The 23,747-nt window shown below is 72.2% G+C and carries 17 protein-coding genes; 3 read left to right on the forward strand and 14 right to left on the reverse strand.

What is annotated here, in order from left to right; genetic code table 11:
• Nucleotides 1-22: 22 nt before the first annotated feature.
• Genes ACFCZ1_RS17605 through ACFCZ1_RS17640 form a run of 8 tightly spaced genes read right to left on the reverse strand, consistent with a single transcriptional unit; the run spans nt 23 to nt 10,950 of the window.
• Nucleotides 23-877, reverse strand: a complete 855-nt coding sequence (locus ACFCZ1_RS17605) for a 4'-phosphopantetheinyl transferase family protein (protein WP_376679168.1) — start codon at nt 875-877, stop codon at nt 23-25.
• On the reverse strand, nt 874-1,110 hold the full coding sequence (locus ACFCZ1_RS17610) for a phosphopantetheine-binding protein (RefSeq protein ID WP_376679169.1): 237 nt from the start codon (nt 1,108-1,110) through the stop codon (nt 874-876). Before ACFCZ1_RS17610 ends, ACFCZ1_RS17605 begins: the two co-directional genes overlap by 4 nt.
• Nucleotides 1,097-3,016 (reverse strand): HAD-IIIC family phosphatase, encoded by a 1,920-nt coding sequence (locus ACFCZ1_RS17615; protein ID WP_376679170.1) that lies wholly within the window; start codon nt 3,014-3,016, stop codon nt 1,097-1,099. Before ACFCZ1_RS17615 ends, ACFCZ1_RS17610 begins: the two co-directional genes overlap by 14 nt.
• 7 nt (nt 3,017-3,023) lie before the next feature.
• Nucleotides 3,024-4,043, reverse strand: a complete 1,020-nt coding sequence (locus tag ACFCZ1_RS17620; protein ID WP_376679171.1) for a 3-oxoacyl-ACP synthase III family protein — start codon at nt 4,041-4,043, stop codon at nt 3,024-3,026.
• Nucleotides 4,040-7,018, reverse strand: a complete 2,979-nt coding sequence (locus ACFCZ1_RS17625) for a type I polyketide synthase (RefSeq protein WP_376679172.1) — start codon at nt 7,016-7,018, stop codon at nt 4,040-4,042. The genes ACFCZ1_RS17620 and ACFCZ1_RS17625 overlap by 4 nt, the downstream gene beginning before the upstream one ends.
• The gene (locus ACFCZ1_RS17630; protein ID WP_376679173.1) at nt 7,018-7,341 is read right to left on the reverse strand and encodes an acyl carrier protein; all 324 of its coding nucleotides are present in this window, start codon (nt 7,339-7,341) and stop codon (nt 7,018-7,020) included. The genes ACFCZ1_RS17625 and ACFCZ1_RS17630 overlap by 1 nt, the downstream gene beginning before the upstream one ends.
• Before the next feature lie 37 nt (nt 7,342-7,378).
• On the reverse strand, nt 7,379-9,133 hold the full coding sequence (locus tag ACFCZ1_RS17635) for an acyl-CoA dehydrogenase (RefSeq protein WP_376679174.1): 1,755 nt from the start codon (nt 9,131-9,133) through the stop codon (nt 7,379-7,381).
• Nucleotides 9,127-10,950, reverse strand: coding sequence for a fatty acyl-AMP ligase (locus tag ACFCZ1_RS17640; protein ID WP_376679175.1), 1,824 nt, complete (start codon nt 10,948-10,950; stop codon nt 9,127-9,129). The genes ACFCZ1_RS17635 and ACFCZ1_RS17640 overlap by 7 nt, the downstream gene beginning before the upstream one ends.
• A gap of 154 nt (nt 10,951-11,104) precedes the next feature.
• Between ACFCZ1_RS17640 and ACFCZ1_RS17645 the strand changes: the two genes are divergently transcribed.
• Entirely contained in the window at nt 11,105-12,070 is a 966-nt protein-coding gene (locus ACFCZ1_RS17645) for an ACP S-malonyltransferase (RefSeq protein WP_376679176.1), read from the forward strand.
• 198 nt (nt 12,071-12,268) lie between these two features.
• Nucleotides 12,269-13,612, forward strand: coding sequence for an RNA-guided endonuclease InsQ/TnpB family protein (locus tag ACFCZ1_RS17650; RefSeq protein ID WP_376679177.1), 1,344 nt, complete (start codon nt 12,269-12,271; stop codon nt 13,610-13,612).
• Nucleotides 13,613-13,646: 34 nt separating this feature from the next.
• Here the strand turns inward: ACFCZ1_RS17650 and ACFCZ1_RS17655 are convergent, their stop codons facing one another.
• Together ACFCZ1_RS17655 and ACFCZ1_RS17660 are read right to left on the reverse strand one after the other, a co-directional pair.
• On the reverse strand, nt 13,647-15,245 hold the full coding sequence (locus ACFCZ1_RS17655; RefSeq protein ID WP_376679178.1) for a PQQ-binding-like beta-propeller repeat protein: 1,599 nt from the start codon (nt 15,243-15,245) through the stop codon (nt 13,647-13,649).
• Nucleotides 15,246-15,282: 37 nt separating this feature from the next.
• A complete protein-coding gene (locus ACFCZ1_RS17660; protein WP_376679179.1) occupies nt 15,283-16,893 on the reverse strand; it encodes an AMP-binding protein in 1,611 nt (536 codons plus the stop codon).
• Between the two features lie 108 nt (nt 16,894-17,001).
• Here ACFCZ1_RS17660 and ACFCZ1_RS17665 point away from each other — a divergent pair, with 108 nt between their 5' ends.
• Complete coding sequence (locus ACFCZ1_RS17665; RefSeq protein ID WP_376679180.1) at nt 17,002-17,271, forward strand: phosphopantetheine-binding protein; 270 nt, start codon at nt 17,002-17,004, stop codon at nt 17,269-17,271.
• A gap of 81 nt (nt 17,272-17,352) precedes the next feature.
• Here the strand turns inward: ACFCZ1_RS17665 and ACFCZ1_RS17670 are convergent, their stop codons facing one another.
• From ACFCZ1_RS17670 to ACFCZ1_RS17685, 4 genes are all read right to left on the reverse strand, one after another.
• Complete coding sequence (locus ACFCZ1_RS17670) at nt 17,353-18,606, reverse strand: pyridoxal phosphate-dependent aminotransferase (protein WP_376679181.1); 1,254 nt, start codon at nt 18,604-18,606, stop codon at nt 17,353-17,355.
• Entirely contained in the window at nt 18,603-19,985 is a 1,383-nt protein-coding gene (locus ACFCZ1_RS17675) for a KamA family radical SAM protein (protein WP_376679182.1), read from the reverse strand. Before ACFCZ1_RS17675 ends, ACFCZ1_RS17670 begins: the two co-directional genes overlap by 4 nt.
• Before the next feature lie 270 nt (nt 19,986-20,255).
• Nucleotides 20,256-21,872 carry an MFS transporter gene (locus ACFCZ1_RS17680; RefSeq protein ID WP_376679183.1) on the reverse strand — a complete coding sequence of 539 codons (1,617 nt, stop codon included), beginning with the start codon at nt 21,870-21,872 and terminating at the stop codon, nt 20,256-20,258.
• Nucleotides 21,873-22,104: 232 nt separating this feature from the next.
• On the reverse strand, nt 22,105-23,712 hold the full coding sequence (locus ACFCZ1_RS17685; RefSeq protein ID WP_376679188.1) for an AMP-binding protein: 1,608 nt from the start codon (nt 23,710-23,712) through the stop codon (nt 22,105-22,107).
• Nucleotides 23,713-23,747 lie beyond the last annotated feature (35 nt).

The raw sequence follows: 23,747 nt of genomic DNA on the forward strand, positions 1-23,747 counted from the left end.
GGGCGCGTGAACCCGGCGGCGGTCACCGCCCCGGGCCTTCCTCCAGCGCCTGCGTGATCGCGTCCACGCAGTCCTGGTCCAGCATCGTCGTGACGTGCGCGTCCTGGAGCCTGCCGAAACCCGCGTCGTAGACCGCGGCGCTGACGACGTAGCCGCCGTCCAGCGGGAAGGTCCGGAAGATCCACTCGTCTCCGGTGCCCGCCGTCCCGTCCGGCCGCTGGACCCGTACGGGCCGGCCGTCGGGACCGAAGCCGAACTCGGTGAAGCGGAACTGCATGCCCTGGCCGATGGCCTTGCTGTAGGCCTCCTTGAGGGTCCACAGCCGCACGAGGGCGCCGTTGCGTTCCGCCTCCGGCATCCCGGACAGCAGCACCAGCTCGTAGGGCGTGCAGATGTGGCGGCCCAGACCGCTGCCGTACATCTCGCGGTCGGCGCGTTCCGCGTCCACCCCGATCAGACCGCAGGTCGTCAGCCCCACGAGGAGCAGGTCCTCGGTGTGGCTCAGGCTGATGTCGATCTGGTCGCAGCCGCGCAGGTACGGGCGGCCGGTCGGCCCGTAGGCCAGTTCCAGGTCGGCGGGTTCGCTGGCGAGCACCGCGCCCGCCGCGTACTTCAGCAGCATCCGGGAGGCGATGTACCGGTTGCGCACGTCGGCGTGCGTCAGGTCCAGGTACCGCGTCCAGTCGCGGCCGAGCAGTTCGCGCAGGCCGTCGCCGGACGGCAGGACGGGCTCCAGGTCCTTCAGCCAGGCGTATACCAGCGCCGTCCCGTGGGTGGCGAGGTCGTCCCTGACCCGGTCCCACGAGTCCCCTCCCGGGACCACGGCGACGGGCTCACCGAGCGGCGGGCCGAGCGTGGGGCTGCCCGGGGCGGTCATCCGTACTCCTTAAGCAGCGTGTGGATGTCCCGGAGACGGTGCGCCTCCAGCAGGCGGTGCACCGGCACCCGGTGGCCCGACTCCTCCAGGAGGGCCAGCAGCCGGAGCAGGTTGAGCGAGTCCCAGCCGGGCAGGTTCACCAGGGCGGTGTCCGCGCCCGCGGGGATCTCCAGGTCCAGGCCGATGTCGTCGCGGACCGCCCGCAGGAACGTCTCGAGGCTATCGAAGCTCATCAGCCGGCCTTCCCCCAAAGGTTTCGGTGACGTGTACGTGACCGGGGACTTCCGGCACCCGCGCCAGATCGTGGCGGAACTCCACCGTCCCGTCGCCGGCCGCGCGGGACGGGACCTCCGTGAACCCGCAGGACGGGTAGAAGTCACGGACGCGGTGGTTGCGCGCCGTGGGTACGTACCGGGCCGTCACCGCGGACAGCCCGAGGTCGCGGGCCCGGCCCAGCAGCACGGCGAGGCAGGCCTGTTCGACGCCGCGGGCGAGCACCCGGCAGCTCAGCCACATGTTGTCCAGGTGCAGCTCCCCGTCGGTGAAGGTCCCCAGCACCGCTCCGACCAGGCCGTTGTCGCCGAACCGGTCCGCGGTGCGGGCGGCCAGCAGCAGGTGCCGGTCCGGGTCGGCGGCGAGCGGTACCAGCTCGGACTCCTGGTGACCCCCGCCGGTGAGGTTGAACTGGTTGGTGCGCAGGGTCAGCTGGGACAGCCGGGCGAACTCGTGCGGCCTGGGCGGCCCGAGCTCCACCCTGACCCCGAGGGCGCGCAGGAACTCCTCGTGCGAGCCCGAGCTCTCGTGCAGGGCCCGGCGTTCGCGCTGCCTGTGGTAGTCGCCGGTCCTGGCCCGGTCCTCGTCGGTCAGCCGCAGGGTGTCGAACCAGCCGTCCGCGAGCAGCCGCGTCACGTGCAGCGCGGGCTCCTCGTCGAGCGGTACGACGGCCACCCCGGGCGCGCCGAAGCGCACCTGGGCGCGCTCGGCCGGCGAGTCGTCGGCGAAGACGAGGGCGTCGGTGGCGATGTCCAGCCGGTGCGCGATGTCGGCGAGATTGCCGTCCTTGGGCTCCCAGTTGGCGTTGATCCGGACGAAGTCCTCCTCGCGCAGCACGAGATCGGGATGGCCGCGCAGTGCCGCGCGGACCGGACCCTCGTCGTTCTTGCTGCTCACCGCGAGGAGCACGCCCTGGGATCCGAGCTGTTTGACGCACTTCTGGAAGGCGCCGAAGGCCTCTCCCCGCAGGGTGCCCGCCGCCGCCACGCCGTCGGGTCCCCGCTCGCCGAGCACGCCGTCCCACAGGGTGTTGTCGAGGTCGAGCACCAGGCACTTGCGGGTCATGCCGCGCAGGGCGCGCGCCAGGTGAGCGGCCTCGCGGGCGTACGCGGCGAGGAGTTCCGCGCCGAGCTGCACCTTGGCGTAGCGCGCCAGGCGCGGGTCGGTGACCGGCCCGCCCTCGCCGACCAGCGGTTCGAGGTCGATCACCACGAGGCGGGCGGCGGACGCGGTGAGGCGCAGCAGGCGGGCGTTGAACTCCCGCCACACGGCGCCGAGCAGGGCCCGGGAGCGGTGGTCGAGGAGCTGGTGGCTGTAGGCGCGCGGCAGCGGGACGGTGTTGAGCACCAGGGTGCCGGGGGCCCGGTCCGCGAGCCCGGCGCAGCGGCGCAGCACCTCGTCGCCCGCCACCTCGACGTCTTCGGCCCGCCACACGGCCGGAATCTCGCCGAACACGGTCTCGGCGTCGAGCAGGCACAGCGTCAGATCCGGTGCGGCCCCGTGCAGTTCGCCGCCCGGGCCGGTCAGGTCCCGCAGGTAGGTGCCGTGCTCGCCGAGGACGGCCCGCAGCAGCAGTCCGTGGCGGGCCAGTTCCCCCCTCAGGGGATCGACGACGTGCCCGACCGTGGACTGGCCGGTGACGGCCACCGTCACGACGGGTGTCCGCGGATGGTGGGCCAGCACGGCGTCGGGATCGAGCCCGGCGAGCAGCCGCCCGGCGGCCGCGGCGTCGGCACCGGCACCGGGGGGCGTACCCGCGCCGCCCGTGCCGCTCTCGTCCGCGAGCAGCGCCGGCACCCGGTCGTACTCCTTCTCCAGCAGGCCCCGCGTGCGCAGTTCGCGCAGCCGGTCCAGTCCCGTCGTCATCGACGCCTCACACCTTCTCCAGGGCGAACCCGGCTCTGATCCACCTGCTGGACTCCACGCACAGCGCGAGTGCGCGCTCTCCGGGGGCGAACGACGGCATCAGCCGGTCGAGTTGCAGGAACGGCAGGGCGTTGCCCGTGTTCCCGGTCTCCGAGACGCAGGAGATCTCCCGCGCGGAGCTGTCCGGCAGCCGCTCCAGGATCCGTTCGGTCATCCGCCGCGACAGCTGGGGCGGCAGCAGGTAGCCGATGTCGTCCAGGCTCCAGCCGAGTCCGCCGAGGAGCTCCCAGAGGATCTCCACGGAGATCGACGGCACGTGCTCCTCGATCGCCTTGTAGTCCTCGGCCAGCATCCGCCGCTCCGAGTGGCGGTCCGTGGTCCCGTACCAGTCCAGTACCTGGCCGGGCGGACGGCCCTGCCCGGTCCAGGAGTTCAGTACGGCCCGTACCGCCACCCGCTCGCCCTCGGGCTCGTCGGTGAGGACCGCGGCTCCGGCTCCGTCGCCGAACAGGACGTAGTTGACCAGTTCCTCGGTGGGCATCCGGGCGGTGTCCCCCCGGGGCGACAGGAAGCGGTGCGTGACGTCCCCGCCGAGGACCAGGCCGGCCCGGCGGCCGCCGAGGATCAGGGTGCGGCCGAGGTCGAGGGCCTGGATCGCGCCGGAGCAGCCCGACTGGAGCTGGAAGACGGGTAGATGGCCCAGGCCCAGCCGGTCGGCGACCTCGCTCGCGGTGGTCGGCAGGAGCAGGTCGGGGGTCGCGGTCGCGAGGACCAGGAACTCCATGTCGGCGGGGTCTAGCCCGGAGGCGTCGATGGCCTGCGCTCCGGCCTCGGCGCACAGGTCGGCCAGCGAACCGCGGACCTCGCCGGTCACCGGGTCCCAGCCGAAGTGCCGGGTCCGGGTGCCGACGAAGATGTCGATCCACTCCTCGCTCACGCCCAGCAGCCGGCCGAGCGCGGTGTTGTCGACCGGTTCGCCGGGCAGCGCCGTACCGGTGGCGGCGAGGTAGACCGCGGAGCCCGTCATGCCGACCCCGCCGTGATCAGGTCGCCGAGGAACTCGGCGAGCGAGCCGACGGAGTTCAGCGCGGGCAGCATCCGCTGGACGGACACCTCGCCGACGCGTGGAAGCCGGGCCTCCACCCGGTTCTTGAGCTGCATGATCATCACGGAGTCGAAGCCGAGGTCCTCGTGGAAGCGGGCCTCGCGCACCACGCGCTCCGGGGGGTATCCGCCGACCTCGGTGACCGCCTCGACCACCGCGAGCAGCACCGGATCGTCGGTGGCGGGGGCGCCGTCGGTGGCGGGGGCGGGGCGGGCGCCGGCGGGTGCCGCCCCGGCCTCCCGCCCGGGCCCGCCCCGCGGCCGGCGCTCCTCGGCCGGCGCCGGGGGCGGGGTGGCGGGCGACGGCGTCCGCCGGTCCCAGTAGCGCTGCGCCGAGGAGAAGACGTACGGGCTCAGCGGCTCGACGACCCGGTGCTCGGGCGCGTACAGCTCCTCCCAGTGCGGGTCCAGTCCGCAGCGGTGGAGCGCGGCGACGGTCTCGGCCAGGTCCCGGCCGGTCGCCTCGGGGCCCGGGGCGGGGTGCAGGAACTCCGCCCCCGGCGCCCGTCCTCCCCCGGCGGCGATCCGCAGCAGCTGGGTGCGCGGTCCGATCTCGATCAGGTGGGTGGGGGCGATGTCCGAGACGAGCGCTCCCAGCGCGGTGTCCATGAGTACGGGCTCCTCTATCTGGTCGGCCCAGTAGCCGGCGTCCATGGGCTCGTGGTGCAGCATCCGGCCGAACCGGGTCGAGGCCACCGGCAGCGCGGGCGTCGCGCACCGCACCTCGGCGGTACGCATCCCGGCGGCGGCCGGGGCCATCAGGGACGAGTGGAAGGCGTGGGAGACGGGCAGCTCCCTGACCCGCACGCCCCGCCCGGTGAGCTCCTCGCCGATCCTCGCCAGGACGTCCAGGGGCCCGGAGACCACGGTGTCCGCGGGGCCGTTCAGCGCGGCCACGACGGCCTGCGGCTCCGCCGCCAGGATCCCGGCGAGCTCCTCGGGACCGGTGGCGGCGGCGATCATGCCGCCGCCCCGGGGCAGTTCCCCGATCAGCGCGCCCCGCCGGACCACGAGGCGGGCGGCCTCCTCCAGACCGAGGGCGCCCGCGGTCACGGCCGCCGCGTACTCGCCCAGGCTGTGGCCGAGCACGGCGGCCGGGGCGACGCCGAGCGAGGTGAGCGTGCGGGCCAGGGCGTAGCCGACGGCGAACAGGGCCGGCTGCGCGAACTCCGGCCGGTGCACCCGCTCGTCGCCGCCGAGGATCAGGTCGCGCACCGAGCTGCCCAGGGGTCCGGCGAGGGCCTCGTCGGCCTCGGCGAGATGGCGCCGGTAGGCCCCCGAATCACGGTGGAGCCGCGCCGTCATGCCGGGGAACTCGGTGCCCTGTCCGGTGAAGAGGAAGGCCACGACCGGTCGCCCCCACGGCCGGCCGGCGCTCCCGGCGCCGTCCTGGGCGGCGGCCCGGCGCAGTGCGTCCACCAGCTCGCCGGTGTCGCGCACGGTGACCGCGAACCGGTGCGGCAGGCCGGTCTTGACGCGGTTGCTGCTCCAGCACAGGGCCGCGGCGCCGCCGCGCGGCCGCCTGGCGACCGCGTCGGCCTGGGCGGCGAGGTTGCGGCGCAGGGCCTCGGGGGTGTCGCCGCTGACGGTGAACACGCCGACGGCCCCGCCGGCGCCGCCCGTACGGGCCCGGGCGGCGGCGGTCCGGCGCAGCCGGGGCGCCGTGCCCAGGACCGCGTGGGCGTTGGTACCGCCCATTCCGAAGCTGCTCACCCCGGCGAGGCTCTCCCCGCGCGGCAGCCGCATCGGGGACTTGAGCAGCCGCAGGCCCCGGTCGGCGAGCCGCAGCTGCGGGTTCTCGCGGTCGGCGAAGAGGCTGGCGGGGAGGATGCGGTGGTGCAGGGCCAGCGCGGTCTTGATGAGTCCGGCGATGCCCGCCGCGCCCTCGGTGTGGCCCAGGTTTCCCTTGACGGAGCCGAGTGCGCACGGGACGTCGCGGGGGACCCCGTGCACCGCGCCGAGCGCCGCGCACTCGATGGCGTCGCCGAGTACGGTCCCGGTGCCGTGCCCCTCCACGAACGCGACCTGGTCCGGGGTGACACCGGCCCGCCGGTACGCGGAGTTCAGCACCCGTTGCTGCGACCAGCGGTTGGGGGCGATGACCCCGTTGCTGCGGCCGTCCTGGTTGACGGCGCTCCCGCGCAGCACGGCGTAGATCCGCTGCCCGTCGGCAGCCGCGTCCTCGAGCCTGCGCAGGACGACGAGGCCGACGCCGTCGCTGCGCCCGATCCCGTCGGCGTCGGCGCTGAAGGGCTTGCAGCGGCCGTCGGCGGCGGCCAGGCCGAGCTGTCCGTAGACCATGCCCAGCGAGGGCGACAGCACGATGTTGACGCCGCCGGCCAGGGCGGTGTCGCACTCCCCGGCCAGCAGGGAGGTGGCGGCGAGGTGGACGGCGACGAGCGAGGAGGAACAGGCCGTGTCGACGGCGAGGCTCGGCCCGGTGAGGTTGAAGTGGTACGAGATCCGGTTGGCGGCCATTCCGGCGCTGCTGCCGGCGCCGAGCAGCGGGGTGACGCGCGCGAGGTCGCTCATGGTGAGGCGGCCCCACTCGCCGCCCATCATCCCGACGAACACTCCGGTCTCCGTGCCGGCGAGTTCGCCGGGGGCACGGCCGGAGTCCTCCAGGGCGCGCCAGGCGCAGGGCAGCAGCAGCCGCTGGTGCGGGTCCATCGCGGCCGCCTCGCGCGGGGTGACGGAGAAGAAGTCACTGTCGAAGACATCGACGTCGTCGAGGAAGCCGCCGCTGCCGCTGACAGCGGGGAAGTCCCCCGCTTCCCAGCGCTGGCCGGGGACGGGTCCGGTCGCGGCCCCGCCCCGCAGCAGCAGGTCCCAGTACGCCTGCACGCCCGCCGCCCCGGGGAACGCGCAGTCGATGCCGACGATGGCGATGTCCCCCATCAGCGCTGGTCCCCCGCGGACGGCTCGGTGGCGGTGAGGACGGCGGACAGGTGACGGACCAGGCTCTCCACGGTCGGGTGGTCCCACAGCAGCGTCGGCTCCACCTCCAGGCCGAACTCGTCCTCCAGGTCTCCGCACAGGCTCAGCGCGGCCACCGAGTCCATGCCGTACTCGGCGAGGGGCACGGTCGGGTCGATGGTCTCGGGAGCCCGGCGCAGGTAGAGCGAGAGCCGGGCCGACAGCCACGCGTGCGGCGCTGCGCCGGCCGCGGTCGCCGTGGTCGTCGCCGTGGTCGCGGTGTGCCCGCTGGTGGGAACGGTCATCGTGGGACTCCTTCGGTGCGTACGGCCCAGGCCCCGGTCAGCCCGGGATGGGGGTGGAGTAGAGGTCGTAGCTGATCTGGGTGCTGAAGCGGAGCTGCACCTCGTGCCGGATCCGGGTCTCGCACTCCGGCGGCAGGTCGGCCACGCGCGTGCCCAGCCGGCGCGCGATGTGGTGCAGTGCGGCCGCCGCCCAGCACGGGTCGGCGAGGAACGGGTCGGGCCCGTACCGGCCCTGGTCCCACAGGCCGAGCACGGCGGCCGCGGCCAGCAGCAGCGCGTACCGGTCCATGAGCGCGAACCGCGCGGGCTGCGCGGAGGCCGCCGAACCGGCCGCCTCCAGCCTGAGCACCCGGCCGCGTACGTCCCGGAACTCCTCGACGAGCTGGCCGGCGAGCGTGCGCAGGGCGCGTTCGACGGGACCGCCGCCGTCGATGCCCGAGCTGACGGCGAGCATCGTCGCGGTGAGGGAGTCCCGCCCGCACGCGAGGCTGAGCCGGTCGGTGCGCAGCGGCGGCAGGTCGCCGCGCAGCCGGAACAGGCCCGCGGGGGCCTCGTCCTCCAGGAACCACGAGCTCTGGGCCAGGCGCGGCATCTGCGGGATGACCGTGGCCTGGCAGGCGACCGTACCGGCGTGGCCGAGGCTGAGCACCGGCACGTCCCTGACGTGTTTCTGGAAGATGCCGAGGGTGCCCTCGCGGGTGTAGAAGCCGGAGCCGAGGACGATGGACAGGTCGTACATGGTCTCGGTGAGCACCCTGGGCAGCAGGTACTTGAGCGCCGCCGAGTAGACGCTGGTCTCGGCGGGCAGCAGGTGCAGGGCCCTGGTGGCGACGACGGCGAGGCTGTCGTAGAGCAGCAGGTTGACGAAAGCGCTGGTCAGCGCCGCGCCGGTGCGGCTCCCGTCGATGCCCCGGGCCTGCCAGCCGCCGGATTGCTCGCGGTCGCGGCGGACGGCGGTGCGCAGGCTGGTGTCGAGCGCGGCGACGGCCGACGCGGCGATCACCGTCCGGCTGATCTGGAAGGAGCGCAGGGCGGTCTCGATGCCGCTGCCCTCGGGGCCGAGCAGGGCGGAGCCGGGCACCGGGCAGTCGTCGAACTCCACTCCGGCGAAGCGGCAGCCGCGCAGGCCCACCGGGGTGCGGCGGGCCGTCACCGCGGCGCGTGCGTCGGTGAGCTGCTCGGGTTCCAGCAGCAGCACCGAGTGGCTGCGGCTGCCGGGCGCGGGGTCGGTGCGGCAGAACAGGACGAGCGCGCCGGCCCGCTCCAGGTTGTTGACGAGGGGCTTGCCGCCGCTGATCAGATAGCCGTGCGGGCCGCGCCGGGCGGTGACCTGGCTGCGGACGTAGTCGTTGCTGTGGGCGGTCTCGTGCTGGGCGATGGCCGCCTTGCCGCCGTCGCGCAGCAGCCGGGCCAGCCAGTGCCGCTGCCGGGAACTGCCGGCGGTCCAGACGTCGGAGGCGGCCATGAAGGTGGTCATGCCGTGGCCCATGGCCAGGCCCACGTCCCGGCGGAAGACCGGGCGCATGATCCTGACCAGGGTGTCCATCCCGTCGAGCCGGCCGCCGAGGGCCTGCGGGATGTACTCGTCGGTGATCCCGAAATCGTCGAGCAGGGCCTCGCCGGCGGCGAAGGGCACCGCGGCCCGGTCCGCTTCCAGCAGCGCGGTGTAACCGACCGGGTTGGCCGGGTCCGTGGGGTCGCCCAGCAGCGACTCCAGGGCGGCGACCCGGGTCCGCACGGCGCTCTCGCGCCGGTGCGCCACCGCCTGGTCGCCGAGGAGGGCTGTCACCACCTTCTTCCTCCGTCGGCTCCTTCCGGCCGCAGCAGGTCTTCGCCGAACAGCACGTCCTCGGAGCGGGCCAGCGCCCACACGTCGGGGGTGAGCACCTCGTACTCGCCGCGGACCACGCCGTCGAGGAAGAGCTTGCGCATCAGGGTGCGCTGGACCTTGCCGCTGCTGGTGCGGCGAACGGCGCCGGGACGCACCAGCAGGATGTTGCCCGCCGGGATCTCGAACTCCTTGCCGATCAGGGCCTGGATCTTCTGCGCGACGGTCCGCAGCTCCTCGCTGCCCGCTCCGCGCACCTCCTGGACGAGGACGAGGTGCTCCCGTCCGGCGTCCACGGAGAACGCGGCGCCCACGCCGAAGGTCAGGGCGGGGCTGACGGTCCGCGCCGCCCATTCGATGTCCTGCGGGTACACGTTGCGGCCGTTGATGATCACGACCTCCTTGAGCCGCCCGGTGACGAAGAGCTCACCGTCATCGAGCATCCCGAGGTCGCCGGTGCGCAGGAAGTTGCTCTCCTCGTCGTTGAGGCTGGCGCGGAAGGTGCGTACGGACTCGGTGGGCCGCTGCCAGTAGCCGCGGGCGACGCTGTAGCCGCGCAGCCAGATCTCGCCGACCGCGCCGGCCGGGAGTTCGTGGTGGGTCAGCGGGTCGACGATGCGTACTTCGACGTCGACGGGGGTGCCGCAGCCGACGAGGGTCTGGACGCGCCCGGTGCCGGTGGCCGCGGTCCCGGCGCCGGTCACCCGGTCGTGTTCCAGGGCGGTCTTGTCGAAGTCCTTGCGGACGTGCGGGGTGCCGGGGACGCCGCCGGAGACGACCAGGGTCGCCTCGGCCAGTCCGTAGCAGGGGCGCAGGGCCTCGGGGCGGAATCCGGCGGGGGCGAACTTCTCGGCGAACTCGTCCAGGCTCTCGGGGCGTACCGGTTCGGCGCCGTTGAGGGCGAGGCGCCAGCGGGACAGGTCCAGCTCGGCGACCTGCTCGTCCTTCACCCGCCGCACGCACAGGTCGTAGCAGAAGTTGGGGCCGCCGCCGACGGTGACGCCGTACTCGTCGATGGCCTGGAGCCAGCGCAGCGGGCGCTTGACGAAGGACAGCGGGGTGACCTGGACGCTGTGGGTGCCGAGCCACACCGGGTGCAGCAGGTGGGCGACGAGGCCCATGTCGTGGAAGTACGGCAGCCAGCTGCCGAAGCGGTCCTCGCGGGTGGTGTGCAGCACCTTCTGCAGGGCGGCCTGGTTGGCCAGGAGGTTGCGGTGCGAGACGGTCACCCCGCGCGGTTCGGAGACCGAGCCGGAGGTGTACTGGAGGAACACGAGGTCGTCGGGGCGGGCGGTGACGGGCCGCCAGGCGTCGGGATCGCCGATGCCGGGGACGTCGGTGACCACGCAGGCCGCGTCGGGGCGGGAGTTGCGGGCGAGCCAGAGCGCGACGTCGGGCGCGGCGGACGTCTCGGTGAGGACCACCTTGGCGCCGGTGTCCTTCAGGACGGCGGTGGTGCGGTTGAGCCGCTTGTCGCGGCCCGCTTCGCCCGGCATCGGCACGGGGACCGCGACGGCGCCGGCGTAGAGGCAGCCGGCGAAGGCCTTGAGGAACTGGGCGGTCGAGGAGTAGACCAGCAGCACGGGCTGCTCGGTCACGCCGTACTCCTGGAGGCAGGCCGCGATGCGTCTCGCCTCCCGGTCCAGCTCCCCGTATGTGAGGTGTTCGGCCTGCGCTCCGCCGACCGTGTCGCGGAGGAAGATGTGCACATCCTCGTCGGCGAGTTCAGCCGTCCGAACGCGGAGCAGTTCGGTGAAGGTGGCGAAGCGTGACTCTGACATCCGCGGCATCCCCTCGCGTCTGCGGGCCCGTGGATCTGCGGACCTCGTTTACCGGCGATCCTCCGCGCGCGCCCTTAAGGCGCGCTTGCGCGAGCGCCGCCTTAGGGGGCGGCAGGGGTGCTCGGCGCCCGGGGGCGCGGGCGACCCTCGGTCCATGGACACTCACACCGACACCGGGACACCGCGGGAAGCGGCGATCGTCTTCCCCGGTATGCAACCGACCGCCTTCTCCGAGGTCGCCAGGTTCATGCTGGTCAACCCGTACGCGCGGGAGCTGCACGCGATCGCCGACGACGTGCTGGGCTTCTCGCTGGCCGACCGGTACCAGCAGGCCGAGGGCGACTACTCGCTCTACGGGCAGATCTCGTTCGTGGTGAACTGCCTCGCGCTGGCGCGGTGGGCGACGGACCGGCTGGAGCTCGCGCCCGCGTACGTGACGGGGCCGAGCTTCGGCGCCCGGGCCGCCGCCGTGTACAGCGGAGTGCTCGATTTCGCCGATGCCGTACGGATGACCGCGCGCCTGGCCGACACGATGGAGGACTACTTCGCGCGGGAGCACCCCGCCCTGGTGACCCAGTCGATCGCGCGGGTGCCGCAGGACAAGGTCGCGCTGCTGCGCCAGGAGCTCGACGAGCGCGGCGAGTGGAACGACGTGTCCTGCGTCGTCGACCACGACTTCACGATGCTGACGGTCCACGAGTCGGTGCTCGACTGGCTGCAGCGGCGGATCCGTTCGCTGGGCGGGATGTCGATGTACACGATGAAGCCGCCGATGCACTCGTACCTCTTCGGCGGGCTGCGCGACCGGGTGAATGCCGAGATCTTCGACGGTCTGACCTGGTCCGAGCCGCGGCTGCCGGTCGTCGCGGACCAGGACGGCCGGTTGGTGACCACCGGCGAAGGGGTGCGCGGGATGCTGCTGGACGGTTTCGTGCGTACCGTGCGGTGGCCGGACGTGGTGGCCGCGCTGGAGCGGGCCGGTGTCGGCCGGCTGTACGTGTCCGGGCAGGACGGGCTGTTCACCCGTGTCGCGTGCACGACGCGCGCCTTCGAGGTGGTGCCGGTGACGCCTAGGTCGGCGATGCGGCCGGTGCGCCGGCGGCTGCCGGCGGCGGCCTGACACGTGGCCGGGCCGCCCGGCCCGCCGCACACGCGGCGCACGGACGGCGGGAGGGCCGGTACCCAGCGGGTACCGGCCCCTCTCACGTGTGCGGCTACCGCAGCGATTCGCCGTTCACGGCCTCCCCCACACACTTGAGATGCTCACCAATGAGCACTTTGTGCCGGTATTTCGTAACGAAACCAATAGTGTGCGCCCGTGAAGACGCAATTTCTGTCTTTTCGAATCTGCGCCACGTTCATCGCCACAATTGGAGGCGTGAGGGCAGACGCGGGGCGCAAGTATCGTGCGTACCCCACCCGGGGGCAGGAACAGATCCTGACTGGGTGGGGCCACACTGCGCGCGCTCTGTGGAATGTGGCTCTGGAACAGCGTGTGTATCTGTGGGAGCAGCGGCGATACACGCTACGTTCGGCCGAGCAGTGCAAGTATCTCACCGCTGCCCGTAGTGAGCTGGACTGGATCGGCGGCCTGCCCGCGCAGGCCGGGCAGCAGATACTGCGTCAGCTGGACCGGGCGTACGACAATTTCTGGAACCCCGACCATCCGGCCCGGTTTCCGGCGCGGAAGAAGCGCGGGCACCGTCTGTCGATCCCGCTTCCCGGGCAGGCGGTCGAGGTACGCAAGCTGAACCGCAAGTGGGCCGAGGTATGCCTACCCAAGCTCGGCTGGCTACGTTTCCGGCTCTCCCGCGCGATGGGCGGCACGATCCGCAACGCCACCATCTCCCGGGACGGCAACGGCTGGCACATCTCCTTCGGCGTACACATCGGCCGAAAGCCGGACCCACCGAACGGGGAACCCGTGTGCGGGGTGGACTTCGGCGTCGCCGCCTCCGCATTCGTGTCAACCGAGCCCACACCCCGCCTCATGCCGCCGACGCTCACCGCTAACGAACGCAAGCGACTCAAAGCCCTGGAGCAACGCAAGGCCCGCCAAATCACTTACGCGAAGAGGCACAACGGCGGGAAGTACAGCCGCCGCCTGCGTACCACCATCGCCCAGATCGCAAAGCTCGCCACCCAGCGGGCCAACCGGCGCCGGGACTTCACGCACAAACTCACCACCGACCTCGCCAAAAGCCACAGCCTGATCGGTATCGAGGACCTGCGCGTGAAGAACATGACGACCTCAGCGAAGGGCACCACAGGGGCACCCGGCAAGAACGTGCGGTCGAAGGCTGGCCTCAACCGTTCGGTCCTCGACAACACCCCGGGCGAACGGCGGCGACAGCTCGAGTACAAGACCCGGATGTACGGGTGCGTACTCGTCGCCGTGCCGCCGTTCCACACCTCCCAGACCTGCGCAGCCTGCGGACTGGTCGATCCCGGATCCCGTAAGGGATGCGGCCGGCTGTTCGCCTGCACCCACTGCGGGCACGAGGATGACGCCGACCACAACGCCTCGATCGAGATCGAGGCCCGAGCCCGCCGGACGGGCGGCTCGGACATCAACAGCACGCGCAGCATCCCCAGGGTGCGAGTCCCGGCCAACGGCCGGAGGCGGATGCGTGAAGCCCCGAAGCCCGCACACGCGAGTTGAAGGGAATCGCCCCCAGTTTATGGGGCGAGGATCGTCACTTGCCGTCCACCGTGAAGGCGTAGAAGGTGCCCTCGGTGAGGCTGCCGGTGGTTCCGCCGCCGTTGGCGAAGCGGGCGTAGCCGTTGCCCCAGTAGACGGTGCCGTCGACCACCGCGGGGCCCGCGTTGGACGAGTACGGCGCGGTGAAGTCCCACAGGTAGGCACCGGTCGCCGCGTCGAACGCGTACATGCGGCCGCTGGTGGAGCCGCCGAAGACGACCCCGTTGGCTGCGGTCAGGGCGCCCCAGGCGAAGCCGTCGGTGCGGTCCGCGACCTGCCACAGGATCTTTCCGGTCTGCGGGTCGAGCGCCGCGAACGAGCTGCGGGTCGTCGTGGAGCCGTCGGCCAGCTGGTAGGGCAGCTTGTTGAAGTTGGCCTCGGCGATGTAGATCCGCTTGTCGTCGTTGGCGGTACCCCATTCGATGCCGCCGATGTGGCCGCCGGGGCCGGCCGCAGCGCTCCAGACCACGGCGCCGGTGGCCGCGTCCATCAGCCAGTACTCGCCGCTCTTCTCGCCGGCGCCGATCACCTTGCGGGGGCAGCCGTTGGGGCCCTTGATGGTGAACAGGTGGGCGCCGTCGCCGAAGTCGTAGTCGTAACCGGGGTTCGGCGGGCAGTTGTTGGGCGGGAACCCGGGGATGCAGCCGGTGTTCCAGGCGTCGAAGCGCTTGGCGCCGGTGTTCCACTTGATGCGGCCGGTCGTCATGTCGAGGGCCAGCACCGTGTCCACGTAGTTGTCCGGGGCGTAGCACTCGGCAGGGGTGTGGCCGGCCGTCTGGCAGTCGCTGACGGACTGCGGGACGGTGTAGTTGTTGCCGGTGGTGAAGTACACCGTGTTGGTCGACGGGTCCAGCGCCGGGGTGCCCCAGACGGCCACCCCGCTGTAGCCGCCGGTCTTGCCCCCGTTGTCGGGGGTCGTGTACTGGCGCCACAGGAGGTTGCCGGTGGCGGCGTCGATGGCGTTCACGCTGCCGCGGAAGGTGCAGCAGGGGTAGGCCGGGTCGAGGGCGCCCTCGGACTCGCGGGAGGAGACCCCCTGGTAGATCACGCCGTCGTGCACGACGGGCGACTGGGTCAGCACCGCCTTGTACTGGGTGTCGATCTCCCGCTTCCACACCAGGTTGCCGGTGGCGGCGTCGACCGACATCAGGACGGCCTTGTTCCAGTCGGCTATGTAGAGCTTGCCGCCGACGAGGGTGGGGCTGGACCGGGAGACGGAGCCCGGGTCACCGGTGTAGTCGGACACCTTGCGCGACCAGATCGGACGGCCGGTCTTGGCCTCCACCTTGTGCAGGTAGCCGCCCCAGTCGGGGAAGTACACGGCTCCGCCGACCACGGCCGGGGTGGCCGACACGTCGCCGTGGGTGGCGTACGTCCACTTGGCCTTGAGACGGCCGACGTTGTCCTTGCCGATCGTCGTTTCCTGCGGGTTGGTGCGGCTGTTGCGGATGTCGTGGCCGCCCGTCGGCCAGGAGGACGGCGGCGAGGCCGCGCTGGTGGCCGGTCCGGTCAACAGCGTGGCGGTCAGTGCGGCTACGGCGAGGAGCGCGAATCTGCGGACCGCTCCCTGCCGGGACCGGGATCTTGTGCGCATGGGACTTCCTCTTTCGTGCTGTGATGGGGTTCGGGGATCAGCCGGCGGCCACCGCGACGCGGGTGCCGTGCAGTGCGGCAGCGCGTGCGGTGAGCTCCAGCCGGTCGGTCTTCTTGTTGGTGTTCAGCGGGAACTCGTCCAGCCGGTGGTAGTGGCGCGGGATCAGCTGGGCGGGCAGCAGCCCGGCCAGGTCGCGGTGGAACTCCTGGGGCGAGCGCTGCCCGCCGAGGTAGAAGGCGACCAGTTCGGTGCTGTTGGCCACGGGGACGCCGACGACCACGGCGTCGGTCACCGGGGTGCCGGCGCGCAGCGCGTGTTCCACCTCGGCCAGTTCCACCCGGTAGCCCTGCACCTGCACCTGGGAGTCCGTACGGCCCAGGTAGACCAGTTCGCCTCCGGCGAGCCGGCGGACCCGGTCACCGGTGCGGTACCACCGGACGCCGTCCTGCTCCAGGTACTTGCCGGCTCCGTCCTCGGGGTCCAGGTAGCCGGCCGACAACTGCGGTCCGGAAAGCCACAGTTCGCCCTCGTCCGCCGCCGGGGCGCCCTCTTCGTCCAGGAGCAGTTCCGCGTGGCCGTCGTGGAGCAGGCCGAGCGGTACGACCCCGTTGACGCCGAGCCGGGTCGACTCCTGCGGGGACCAGGTGTGGCGGTGCGTGGTGATGGTCATCTCGGTCGGGCCGTAGACGTTGATCACCGCGGAGTGGGGGGCGGCCTGCTGCCAGGCGTCGGTGTCCTGGAACTGGAGCGCCTCGCCGCCGAAGTACGTCCAGCGCAGCGAGGGCATGCTGCCCGGTACCAGGCGGCCGGTGCGGCGGGACAGCGAGATCACGCTGGGGGCCGAGAACCAGACGGTGATGCCGTGCTCGGCGACGAAGGCGGGCAGGTCGCGGTAGGCGTGGGGGGAGACCGAGACCAGCGGGGCGCCCGCCGCCCAGGCGCACCACAGGTCCGAGACCGCGGAGTCCCAGTTGAGGTTGGCGGCCTGGGAGAAGACGTCGTCCGGGGTGAAGTCGTACCAGGCGTCCATCAGCGCGAAGTAGTGCGCCGTGTTGCCGTGCGTGAGCCGTACGCCCTTGGGCCGGCCGGTGGAACCGGAGGTGAAGAGGATGTAGGCCACGTCGTCGGGAGCGGCGGACCGCGGCTGTGCGAGTGCGGTCTCCGGGGCGGCGAACAGGGGCCGCTGTCCACCGGCGGCCAGCGCCTCGGCCTCCTCGCGGCCGAGGTCCGGCGCGAGCACCGGGAGGCCGCCGAGCCGCGACGCGAGACCGGTGGCGAGGCCGTCCCGGTCCCGGAGCAGGGCCGCGCCCTCCTCGTCGACGACGAGGGCGGAGACCTCCGCCGACGCGAGCATCGAGGCGATCTTGCCGGGCGGGAAGTCGGCCAGGACCGGCACCGCGGTGAGTCCCGCGTACAGGCTCGCCAGGACGGCGACGTACGAGGTCACGCTGCGGCCCGCCAGGATGCCGACCGCCTTCGGCGGGCCGCCGGGGGCGGTGAGCAGCGCGCCCGCCCAGGACAGGGCCAGTTCGTGGGCCGTCGTGTAGTCGACGGTCTCCTTCCCGACGCGCACCGCCACCCCGCGCGGTGAACGTTCCAGACCGCGCAGAAAACGTGCGTGCAGCGCGGTCCGCGCCAATGGTTCCATTCCTGCTCCTCCTCGCCAGAATTACCGGCAAGCTCTTTTCCGGACGCTTTCCGGGCGCATTTCCGGGACGCATTGACAGCCATCGGCGGGCGCCCGCATCATTCCCGTATGCCAGAACTCACGAATCACACCTGGGATGACGCTTTCGAGGCCGTCATTCGCCCGTTCCTGCCCTATCTCTCCCCCGACGAGAAACTGACCGGGGACGCACAACTCCGCGACCTGGGGCTTGACTCCATGGGTACGGTCGAACTGCTCGCTGCTCTGGAAGGCGCCTACGACGTCCGCTTCCTGGACGACGCGCTGAAACTGGAGAATTTCGCGAGCCCGGACGTCCTCTGGAAGACCCTGATCACCGAAACCGAATCCGCTGCGTGAGAAAATCGGTCCACCGACCGGCCCGACGAGGATGTGACATCCGAGTCGGGCCGTTTCTCTTTCCGCGACAGGAAAAAAAGGTCAGGGAACCAGCCGCTGAAAGCTCTCCTCGATCCTGTCGAGATTCGAGCGGACGTGCGGCAGCGCGAGCGGGTCCCGCGCGTCGAGCGAGAGCTGCTGCTGCTCCGCCGTCTCGCCGTACAGCATGCTGGTGGCGCACTTGAACCGCAGGGCGTCCCCCTCGTCGCCGAGCAGGTGTCCGGCGAGCACCACGATCCCGAGGTCCAGCATCCGCCGGGCCAGCGTCGGAGAGTCGGTCACCTCGTACTTCGCCAGTTCCTCGCGGACCGGTTCGAAGTCGGGGTAGACGTAGAAGGCCCCGGTCGGCGGCCGGCAGCGGGCGCCCGCCTCGACGGTGATGCGGTGGACCTCGCGGGCGACGACCCCGTGCAGCCGGGCGCTGGCCCGGAGCCTGTCGCGGACGTCCTGCGGCTCGCTGAAGGCGTACTCGGCCACCTCCTGCATCGGCCCGGCCAGCGTCGACCAGACCTCGCTGGCCACGGAGACCACTCCGGTACGGATCCACTCGCCCCAGGGGCCCTGCGGGAAGCGGGCCACGCCGATGCGCCAGCCGCCCAGGGCGAGGCTCTTGCTCAGGCCGGTCGCGATGACCGTGCACTCGGGGGCCACTTCGGCGGGGCTGAGGAACTCGGTGGCCGGGTCGTGCACCACGTCCCGGTAGATCTCGTCCGAGACGATCAGCAGCCCCTCCTCCTGGGCGATCGCGCACAGTTCGCGGATGAGCGGGGGCGACGCCAGGGTGCCGGTCGGGTTGTCCGGCAGCGTCAGCACCATGATGCGCGGGTCGCGGCCGAGCACCCGCGCCGCGGTGATGCACTCGCGCAGGGCGTCCGGGTCCGGTACCCCGCCGCACTCCTCGGGGATCGGGACGGCGATCGGGTGCTTGCCGGCGAGCCGTGCCTGCGGGGCGTAGGTGTTCCACGCGGGGCGGGGCAGCAGCACGTCACCGGGGACGGCCAGGTTGAGGGCCATCAGCAGCGGTTTGCTGCCCGGGGCGACCACGATCTGGTCGGCGTCGGTGGGGATGCGGCGGCGGTTGAAGTACCCCGCGGCGGCGCCCCGGACCGCGGGCGAGCCGGCCACCGGACCGTAGGCGTTGCGGGTCGCCCCGGCGGCGAGCCGTTCCACCAGCGGCGCGAACGCGGGCAGTCTGGACTCCCCGAAGCCGAGGTGGATCAGCGGCTCGCCGGCCGCCTGGCGCTGTGCCACCAGCTGGTTGAGGGCCAGGTTCGGTGACATCCGCATGTCGCTCATGCGGGGCTCCCCACCGGCGCGGCCGCCTTGGTCCCGAAGAGCTCCTTCTCGCCCTGCCACGCCGGTCCCGCGATCGCGCGGGCGATGTCGGCCGGTACGGTGCGGTCGAGCCGCAGTTCGTCCAGCCAGGCCGCCTCGGGGTCGAAGTGCGCCAGGAAGGGCCGGCCCACCAGGGAGGGATCGCGGGCCTGGACCATCTGCAGCTGGAAGAACCGGCCCTCGGCGTTCTCGACGACGCCGTCCACGGCCACCTTGCCGGGGGTCGCGGACATCACCGGGCCGCGGACCGTCCGGGCGAGGCCGGGGAGGGTGCGGTAGGCCGCCTGGAAGATCTCGGCCGCCCGGGCGAGCGGCACCCGGAAGTAGTCGTACGGGCCGGTGTCGCGCTCCACGAACATGTAGTACGGGACCGATCCGGCGGCGAGTTCGGCCCGCCACATCCGGCTCCACACGTCGGGGTCGTCGTTGACGCGGGCGATCAGCGGCGCCTGGCAGTAGACGAGGGCGCCGGTGGACCTGATCCGGGCGATCGCCCGCTGCGCCAGGTCCGTGCCGAGCTCCCGGGGGTGGCTGAAGTGCGCCATGACGGCGAGGTTGCGGCCCGAGGCGACGACCTTCTCGAAGAGGCGCAGCACGTCGTCGGCGTCCGGGTCGGAGACGAACCGCTGCGGCCAGTAGGCGACGGACTTCGTGCCGATCCTGATGGTCCGTACGGTGTCCACGCCCAGCAGCGGCTCCAGGTGGGAGCGCAGCCGCTCGGTGGACATCACCATCGGGTCGCCGCCGGTCACCAGCACGTCGGTGACGTCGGGGTGCGAGCCGAGGTAGGAGATGAGGCCGCTGGGGTCGGGCGCCGCGAAGCGCAGGTCCGCGTCCCCGACGAACTGGGCCCAGCGGAAGCAGTAGGTGCAGTACGAGTGGCAGGTCTGGCCCTGGCTCGGGAAGTACAGGACCGTCTCGCGGTACTTGTGCTGGAGCCCGGCGATCTCGGCGCCCTCCTGAGTGGGGACGTTGAGCTCCTTCTGGCCGGACGGGTGCGGGTTGAGCCGGCCGCGGATCTGCTGGACGAGGGTCCGCAGGGCGATCTTCGAGGCGGGGTCCGCGGACAGGGTGGCCAGGTCCCGCTCGTTCTGCTCGGTCAGCATCCCCTTCTGGGGGAATACCAGTTGGAACATCGGGTCGTCCGGGATGCGGTTCCAGTCGATCAGCTGCGACAGGACGTACTCGTTGACCCGGAAGGGCAGCACCATCGACACGAGCCGGACGGTCTCCCGTATGTCGGCGGGCAGGCCGTGGCGGTCGGCGATCTCGTCGAGCTGCCGCGGCCCGTACGCGCGGAACCGTGCCGTCTCGACAGAATCGGTTGCCAGCAGGGACATGCGGATATTCCTCCAGCCTGGTGCCTGGCAGTTCCGAGCTTCTGCTCGAATGCGGTTCGATGCTAGGGAGGGGAATCGGCCACCGGACCCCAGATCGGACCCCAGCCCTACCCTTACGGCGGCCCCTGCGGCGCGGCGGCCGGGGAGGGGGTCCCGGACGGTCCCCGGGCATGGCGAAGCCGCCCAGGACCGGCGGGGGTTCAGGTCCTGGGCGGCTGTCGGTGGGCCCTGTGGCAGCAGGGCCTGTCGGGGATGTGGGGGGCCTGCGCCTTACGCCGTGCCCGCGCCCGGCTGGCCGGCCCGCTCCGCCGGGGCGGCCTGGGCGGCCAGTTCCGCGGCCCGCTGGTTGTCGGTCTGGACGGCGCGCAGCCCGATCAGGGCGAAGACGGCGGCGCCGGCCATGACGACGGCGCCGGCCACCGAGGCGGCGTGCACCTCGGTCGTGAACGCGGCGCGGGCCGCCTCGATCAGGTGGGTCGAGGCCTCGCCCGAGAGCTTGCCGGCGGTCGCCAGGGCGCCGCCGATGGTCTCGCGGGCCGGGTCCAGCGCCTCGGCGGGCACCCCGGCCGGGGCGTCCAGTTCGGAGCTGTTGCGGTAGACGGCCGCACCGATGCTGCCCAGGACGGCGACGCCGAGGGCGCCGCCGAGCTCCTGGCCGGTCTGGAGCAGGGCGGAGGCGGTACCGGCGCGCTCCGGGGGCACCTGGCCCACGACGAGCTCGGTGACCAGGGTGAGGACCGGGGTGAGCCCGACGGCGAGCGCGATGATGCCGATGAGGATCAGGACCAGGCCGTCCTCGGCGGGCACCTGGGTGAGCATCAGGAGGGCGAGGGTGGCGATGGTGAACCCGGCGCCGATGATGTGGGCGGGCTTGACGGTACGCACGAGCACGGTGGCGACGGGGACGACGGCGCCCACGGCGAGGGTGCCGGGGATGGTCCACAGCGCGGACTTCAGCGCGGTCATGCCGAGGACCGACTGCATGTACTGGGTGCTGAAGAGCGAGTAGCCGACGAGGGTGAAGCAGGCCAGCATGTTGACGGTCACCGAGGCGCCGAACGCGCGGTTGCGGAACAGCGAGATGTCGATCATCGGGTCGGAGCTGGTGCGCTGGCGCCGCAGGAACAGCGGGACGATGGCGAGGCCGACCACGATGGCGACGACGTGGGTGACGGAGAAGCCGTCCACGGCGATCTTCTTGAAGCCGTAGATGACCGGCAGCACGATGGCGAGCGAGAGAGCGGCGCTGATCAGGTCGAACTTCCCGGCCGCGGCGTCCTTGAACTCGGGCAGCAGGAACGGCGCCGTCACCAGCAGGAGCAGCATCACGGGGACGTTGATGAGGAAGACCGAGCCCCACCAGAAGCCGGTGAGGAGGGCGCCGCTGACCACGGGGCCCAGGGCCGCGCCGGCGGCCATGCCGGTGGACCACACGGCGACGGCGGTGCGTCGCTGGGTCTGGTCGCGGAACAGGTTGCGGATCAGCGCCAGGGTGGAGGGCATGAGGGTCGCGCCGCCGATGCCCTGCAGGGCCCGGGCGATGATGATCATCTCGGGGTTGGAGGCGTAGGCGGCGAGCAGGGAGCCGCCGCCGAAGACCACGGCACCGATCAGCAGGAGGCGGCGGCGGCCGATGCGGTCGCCGAGCGCGCCCATGGTGAGCAGGACTCCGGAGAGGACGAAGCCGTAGATGTCGATCATCCACAGCTGCTCGCTGCCGGACGGCTTCAGGTCCTCGCTGATGGAGGGGATCGCGAAGTAGAGGACCGTCAGGTCCATGGAGACGAGCAGCACGGGCAGGAGGAGAACGCCGAGGGCGATCCATTCCTTGCGGCCCGCTTTGCCCTCCGGTCCGGTGTTGTCGTTCTCGCTCAGGGAGCTGGTCATGGGGGCTGTCCAATGCTGTCGGGACGGGGCGTACGTACCAGTGAACGGAAGGCTGGGATGTGGGGGGAGCGTCCGGACGCGAACAGGGGTCAGGACAGGGGTCGAAACAGGGGTCCGGACAGGGGGGTCCGGACAGGGGGGTCCGGAGGCAGGGGGGTCCGGACAGGGGGGTCCGGGGAGCGTCGGGGGACCTCGGAGGGCGGGGGCGGGGGGCGTCGGGGCGGAGCGGGGGTCAGGCCTCCTCGGCGGCGCGTGCCGCCAGGGCCCTGCGGTCGGTCTTGCCGTTGGGGGTGAGCGGCAGGCCCGGGATCAGGCCGACCTTCCGCGGAACCATGTACTCGGGCAGTGTCTGCTTGCAGAACGCGCTGATCACGAGGGGGTCGGCGGTGAACCCGCGGGCCGGGACGACGTACGCGTACAGCTCGGGGTCGTCGCCCTGCCGCGGACGCACCACCGCCGCGGCCGCTTCGACGCCCGGGAACTCCAGGAGCCGGCGCTCGATCTCCCCCAGCTCGACCCGGTTGCCGCGGATCTTCACCTGGAGGTCGGACCGGCCGACGAAGTACAGCTCACCACTCTCGCCGCGGTATGCCAAGTCATTCGACTTGTAGACGAGTTGGCCGGACCTGGGGTTGAGCGGATCGGGCACGAGCACGGCCCGGGTGGCTTCCGGGTCGTCCCAGTAGCCGGTGAAGAGCGACGGTCCGCGCAGGTGGATCTCGCCCACCGCTCCCGGCTCCTCGACGGGCCGGCCGTCCTCGTCGATCAGCAGCATCTCGGCGCCGGGGTAGGCGAATCCGATGGACAGCTTGTCCACGCCCTCGGGCAGCGGGTTCGGCACGTCGGTGAGGGAGAAGGCCATCGCCTCGGTGGGGCCGAAGCAGTTCACCACCCGGGTCTGCGGCAACAGGTTCTGCAGCTGCCGCAGTTCCGGCAGCGGGAAGGCCTCGCCCGAGAAGAGCACCCCGCGCAGCTGACCGGCCAGCGTGGCCAGCCCCTTGGCCTCGTGGCGCAGCACGGGCCGCCAGATGGACGGCACGCCGTCCACCTGCGTGGCGCCGGTCTCGGTGAGGAAGCGCAGCAGCCTGCGCGGCCAGTGCATCAGCTCCCGCGGTACGGGGATCAGCTGCGCACCCGAGCCGAGCGCGAGCCCGATGTCCAGCAGCGCGAAGTCGAACTGGAGCGGCGAGGTGGTGGCGAGCCGGTCCTCGGCCGTGACGATGGAGTGCTGGAGCATGCCCCGGTAGAAGGAGAGCACTCCGCGGTGGCTCATGACCACGCCCTTGGGGCGACCGGTGGTCCCCGAGGTGAAGATCATGTACGCGGCGTCCGTGCCGACCGCCTCGCGCCGGTGCCGGGTGCGCGGCGCGGGGGCCCGCTCCACGGTGATCCCGTCCGGGCCGAACCGGGCCGTGCCGATGGACTCCGGGACCTCCTCGCGCTTGCCGTCCGCCGTCTGGAGGTGCAGGGCGGGTTCCGCGGTGGCGGCGATGGCCAGCAGCCGCGGGGTGGGCACCTCCGGGCTCACCGGGATGAAGGTGAGCCCGAGCATCGAGCAGGCGAGGAGCACGGCCACCGCGGCGGCGGAGTTGTCCGACTCCAGGATCACCCGGTCGCCGATGTCGAGGCCGAGCGAGTCCAGGGTGAGCGCGTAGTCGTGTGCCCTGCGCTCCAGCTGCCGGTAGGTCAGGACGCGTGCGGAGCCGTCGGGGCCGGCCTCCCAGACGGCCGGGCTGTCCGGTGCGGTCCGGGCCGCCGCCAGCATGAACTCGTGGAGGAGTGTCGCCGGTGCGTGGACCGCCGCCGCTCCTGCCGCCGGGCGTACCGTGCTCAGGCTCACCGAAGTGCCACCTCTCGTCGTCTCGTGCGGTTCGG

This window comes from Streptomyces sp. NPDC056224, assembly GCF_042267665.1.
In the GTDB taxonomy this organism is placed as follows: domain Bacteria; phylum Actinomycetota; class Actinomycetes; order Streptomycetales; family Streptomycetaceae; genus Streptomyces.

Bases quoted from the DNA above. Each gene is read 5' to 3' on its own strand.
- ACFCZ1_RS17605 (WP_376679168.1), bottom strand. From the start codon at position 877: ATGACCGCCCCGGGCAGCCCCACGCTCGGCCCGCCGCTCGGTGAGCCC.
- ACFCZ1_RS17610 (WP_376679169.1), bottom strand. From the start codon at position 1,110: ATGAGCTTCGATAGCCTCGAGACGTTCCTGCGGGCGGTCCGCGACGAC.
- ACFCZ1_RS17615 (WP_376679170.1), bottom strand. From the start codon at position 3,016: ATGACGACGGGACTGGACCGGCTGCGCGAACTGCGCACGCGGGGCCTG.
- ACFCZ1_RS17620 (WP_376679171.1), bottom strand. From the start codon at position 4,043: ATGACGGGCTCCGCGGTCTACCTCGCCGCCACCGGTACGGCGCTGCCC.
- ACFCZ1_RS17625 (WP_376679172.1), bottom strand. From the start codon at position 7,018: ATGGGGGACATCGCCATCGTCGGCATCGACTGCGCGTTCCCCGGGGCG.
- ACFCZ1_RS17630 (WP_376679173.1), bottom strand. From the start codon at position 7,341: ATGACCGTTCCCACCAGCGGGCACACCGCGACCACGGCGACGACCACG.
- ACFCZ1_RS17640 (WP_376679175.1), bottom strand. From the start codon at position 10,950: ATGTCAGAGTCACGCTTCGCCACCTTCACCGAACTGCTCCGCGTTCGG.
- ACFCZ1_RS17645 (WP_376679176.1), top strand. From the start codon at position 11,105: ATGGACACTCACACCGACACCGGGACACCGCGGGAAGCGGCGATCGTC.
- ACFCZ1_RS17655 (WP_376679178.1), bottom strand. From the start codon at position 15,245: ATGCGCACAAGATCCCGGTCCCGGCAGGGAGCGGTCCGCAGATTCGCG.
- ACFCZ1_RS17660 (WP_376679179.1), bottom strand. From the start codon at position 16,893: ATGGAACCATTGGCGCGGACCGCGCTGCACGCACGTTTTCTGCGCGGT.
- ACFCZ1_RS17665 (WP_376679180.1), top strand. From the start codon at position 17,002: ATGCCAGAACTCACGAATCACACCTGGGATGACGCTTTCGAGGCCGTC.
- ACFCZ1_RS17670 (WP_376679181.1), bottom strand. From the start codon at position 18,606: ATGAGCGACATGCGGATGTCACCGAACCTGGCCCTCAACCAGCTGGTG.
- ACFCZ1_RS17675 (WP_376679182.1), bottom strand. From the start codon at position 19,985: ATGTCCCTGCTGGCAACCGATTCTGTCGAGACGGCACGGTTCCGCGCG.
- ACFCZ1_RS17680 (WP_376679183.1), bottom strand. From the start codon at position 21,872: ATGACCAGCTCCCTGAGCGAGAACGACAACACCGGACCGGAGGGCAAA.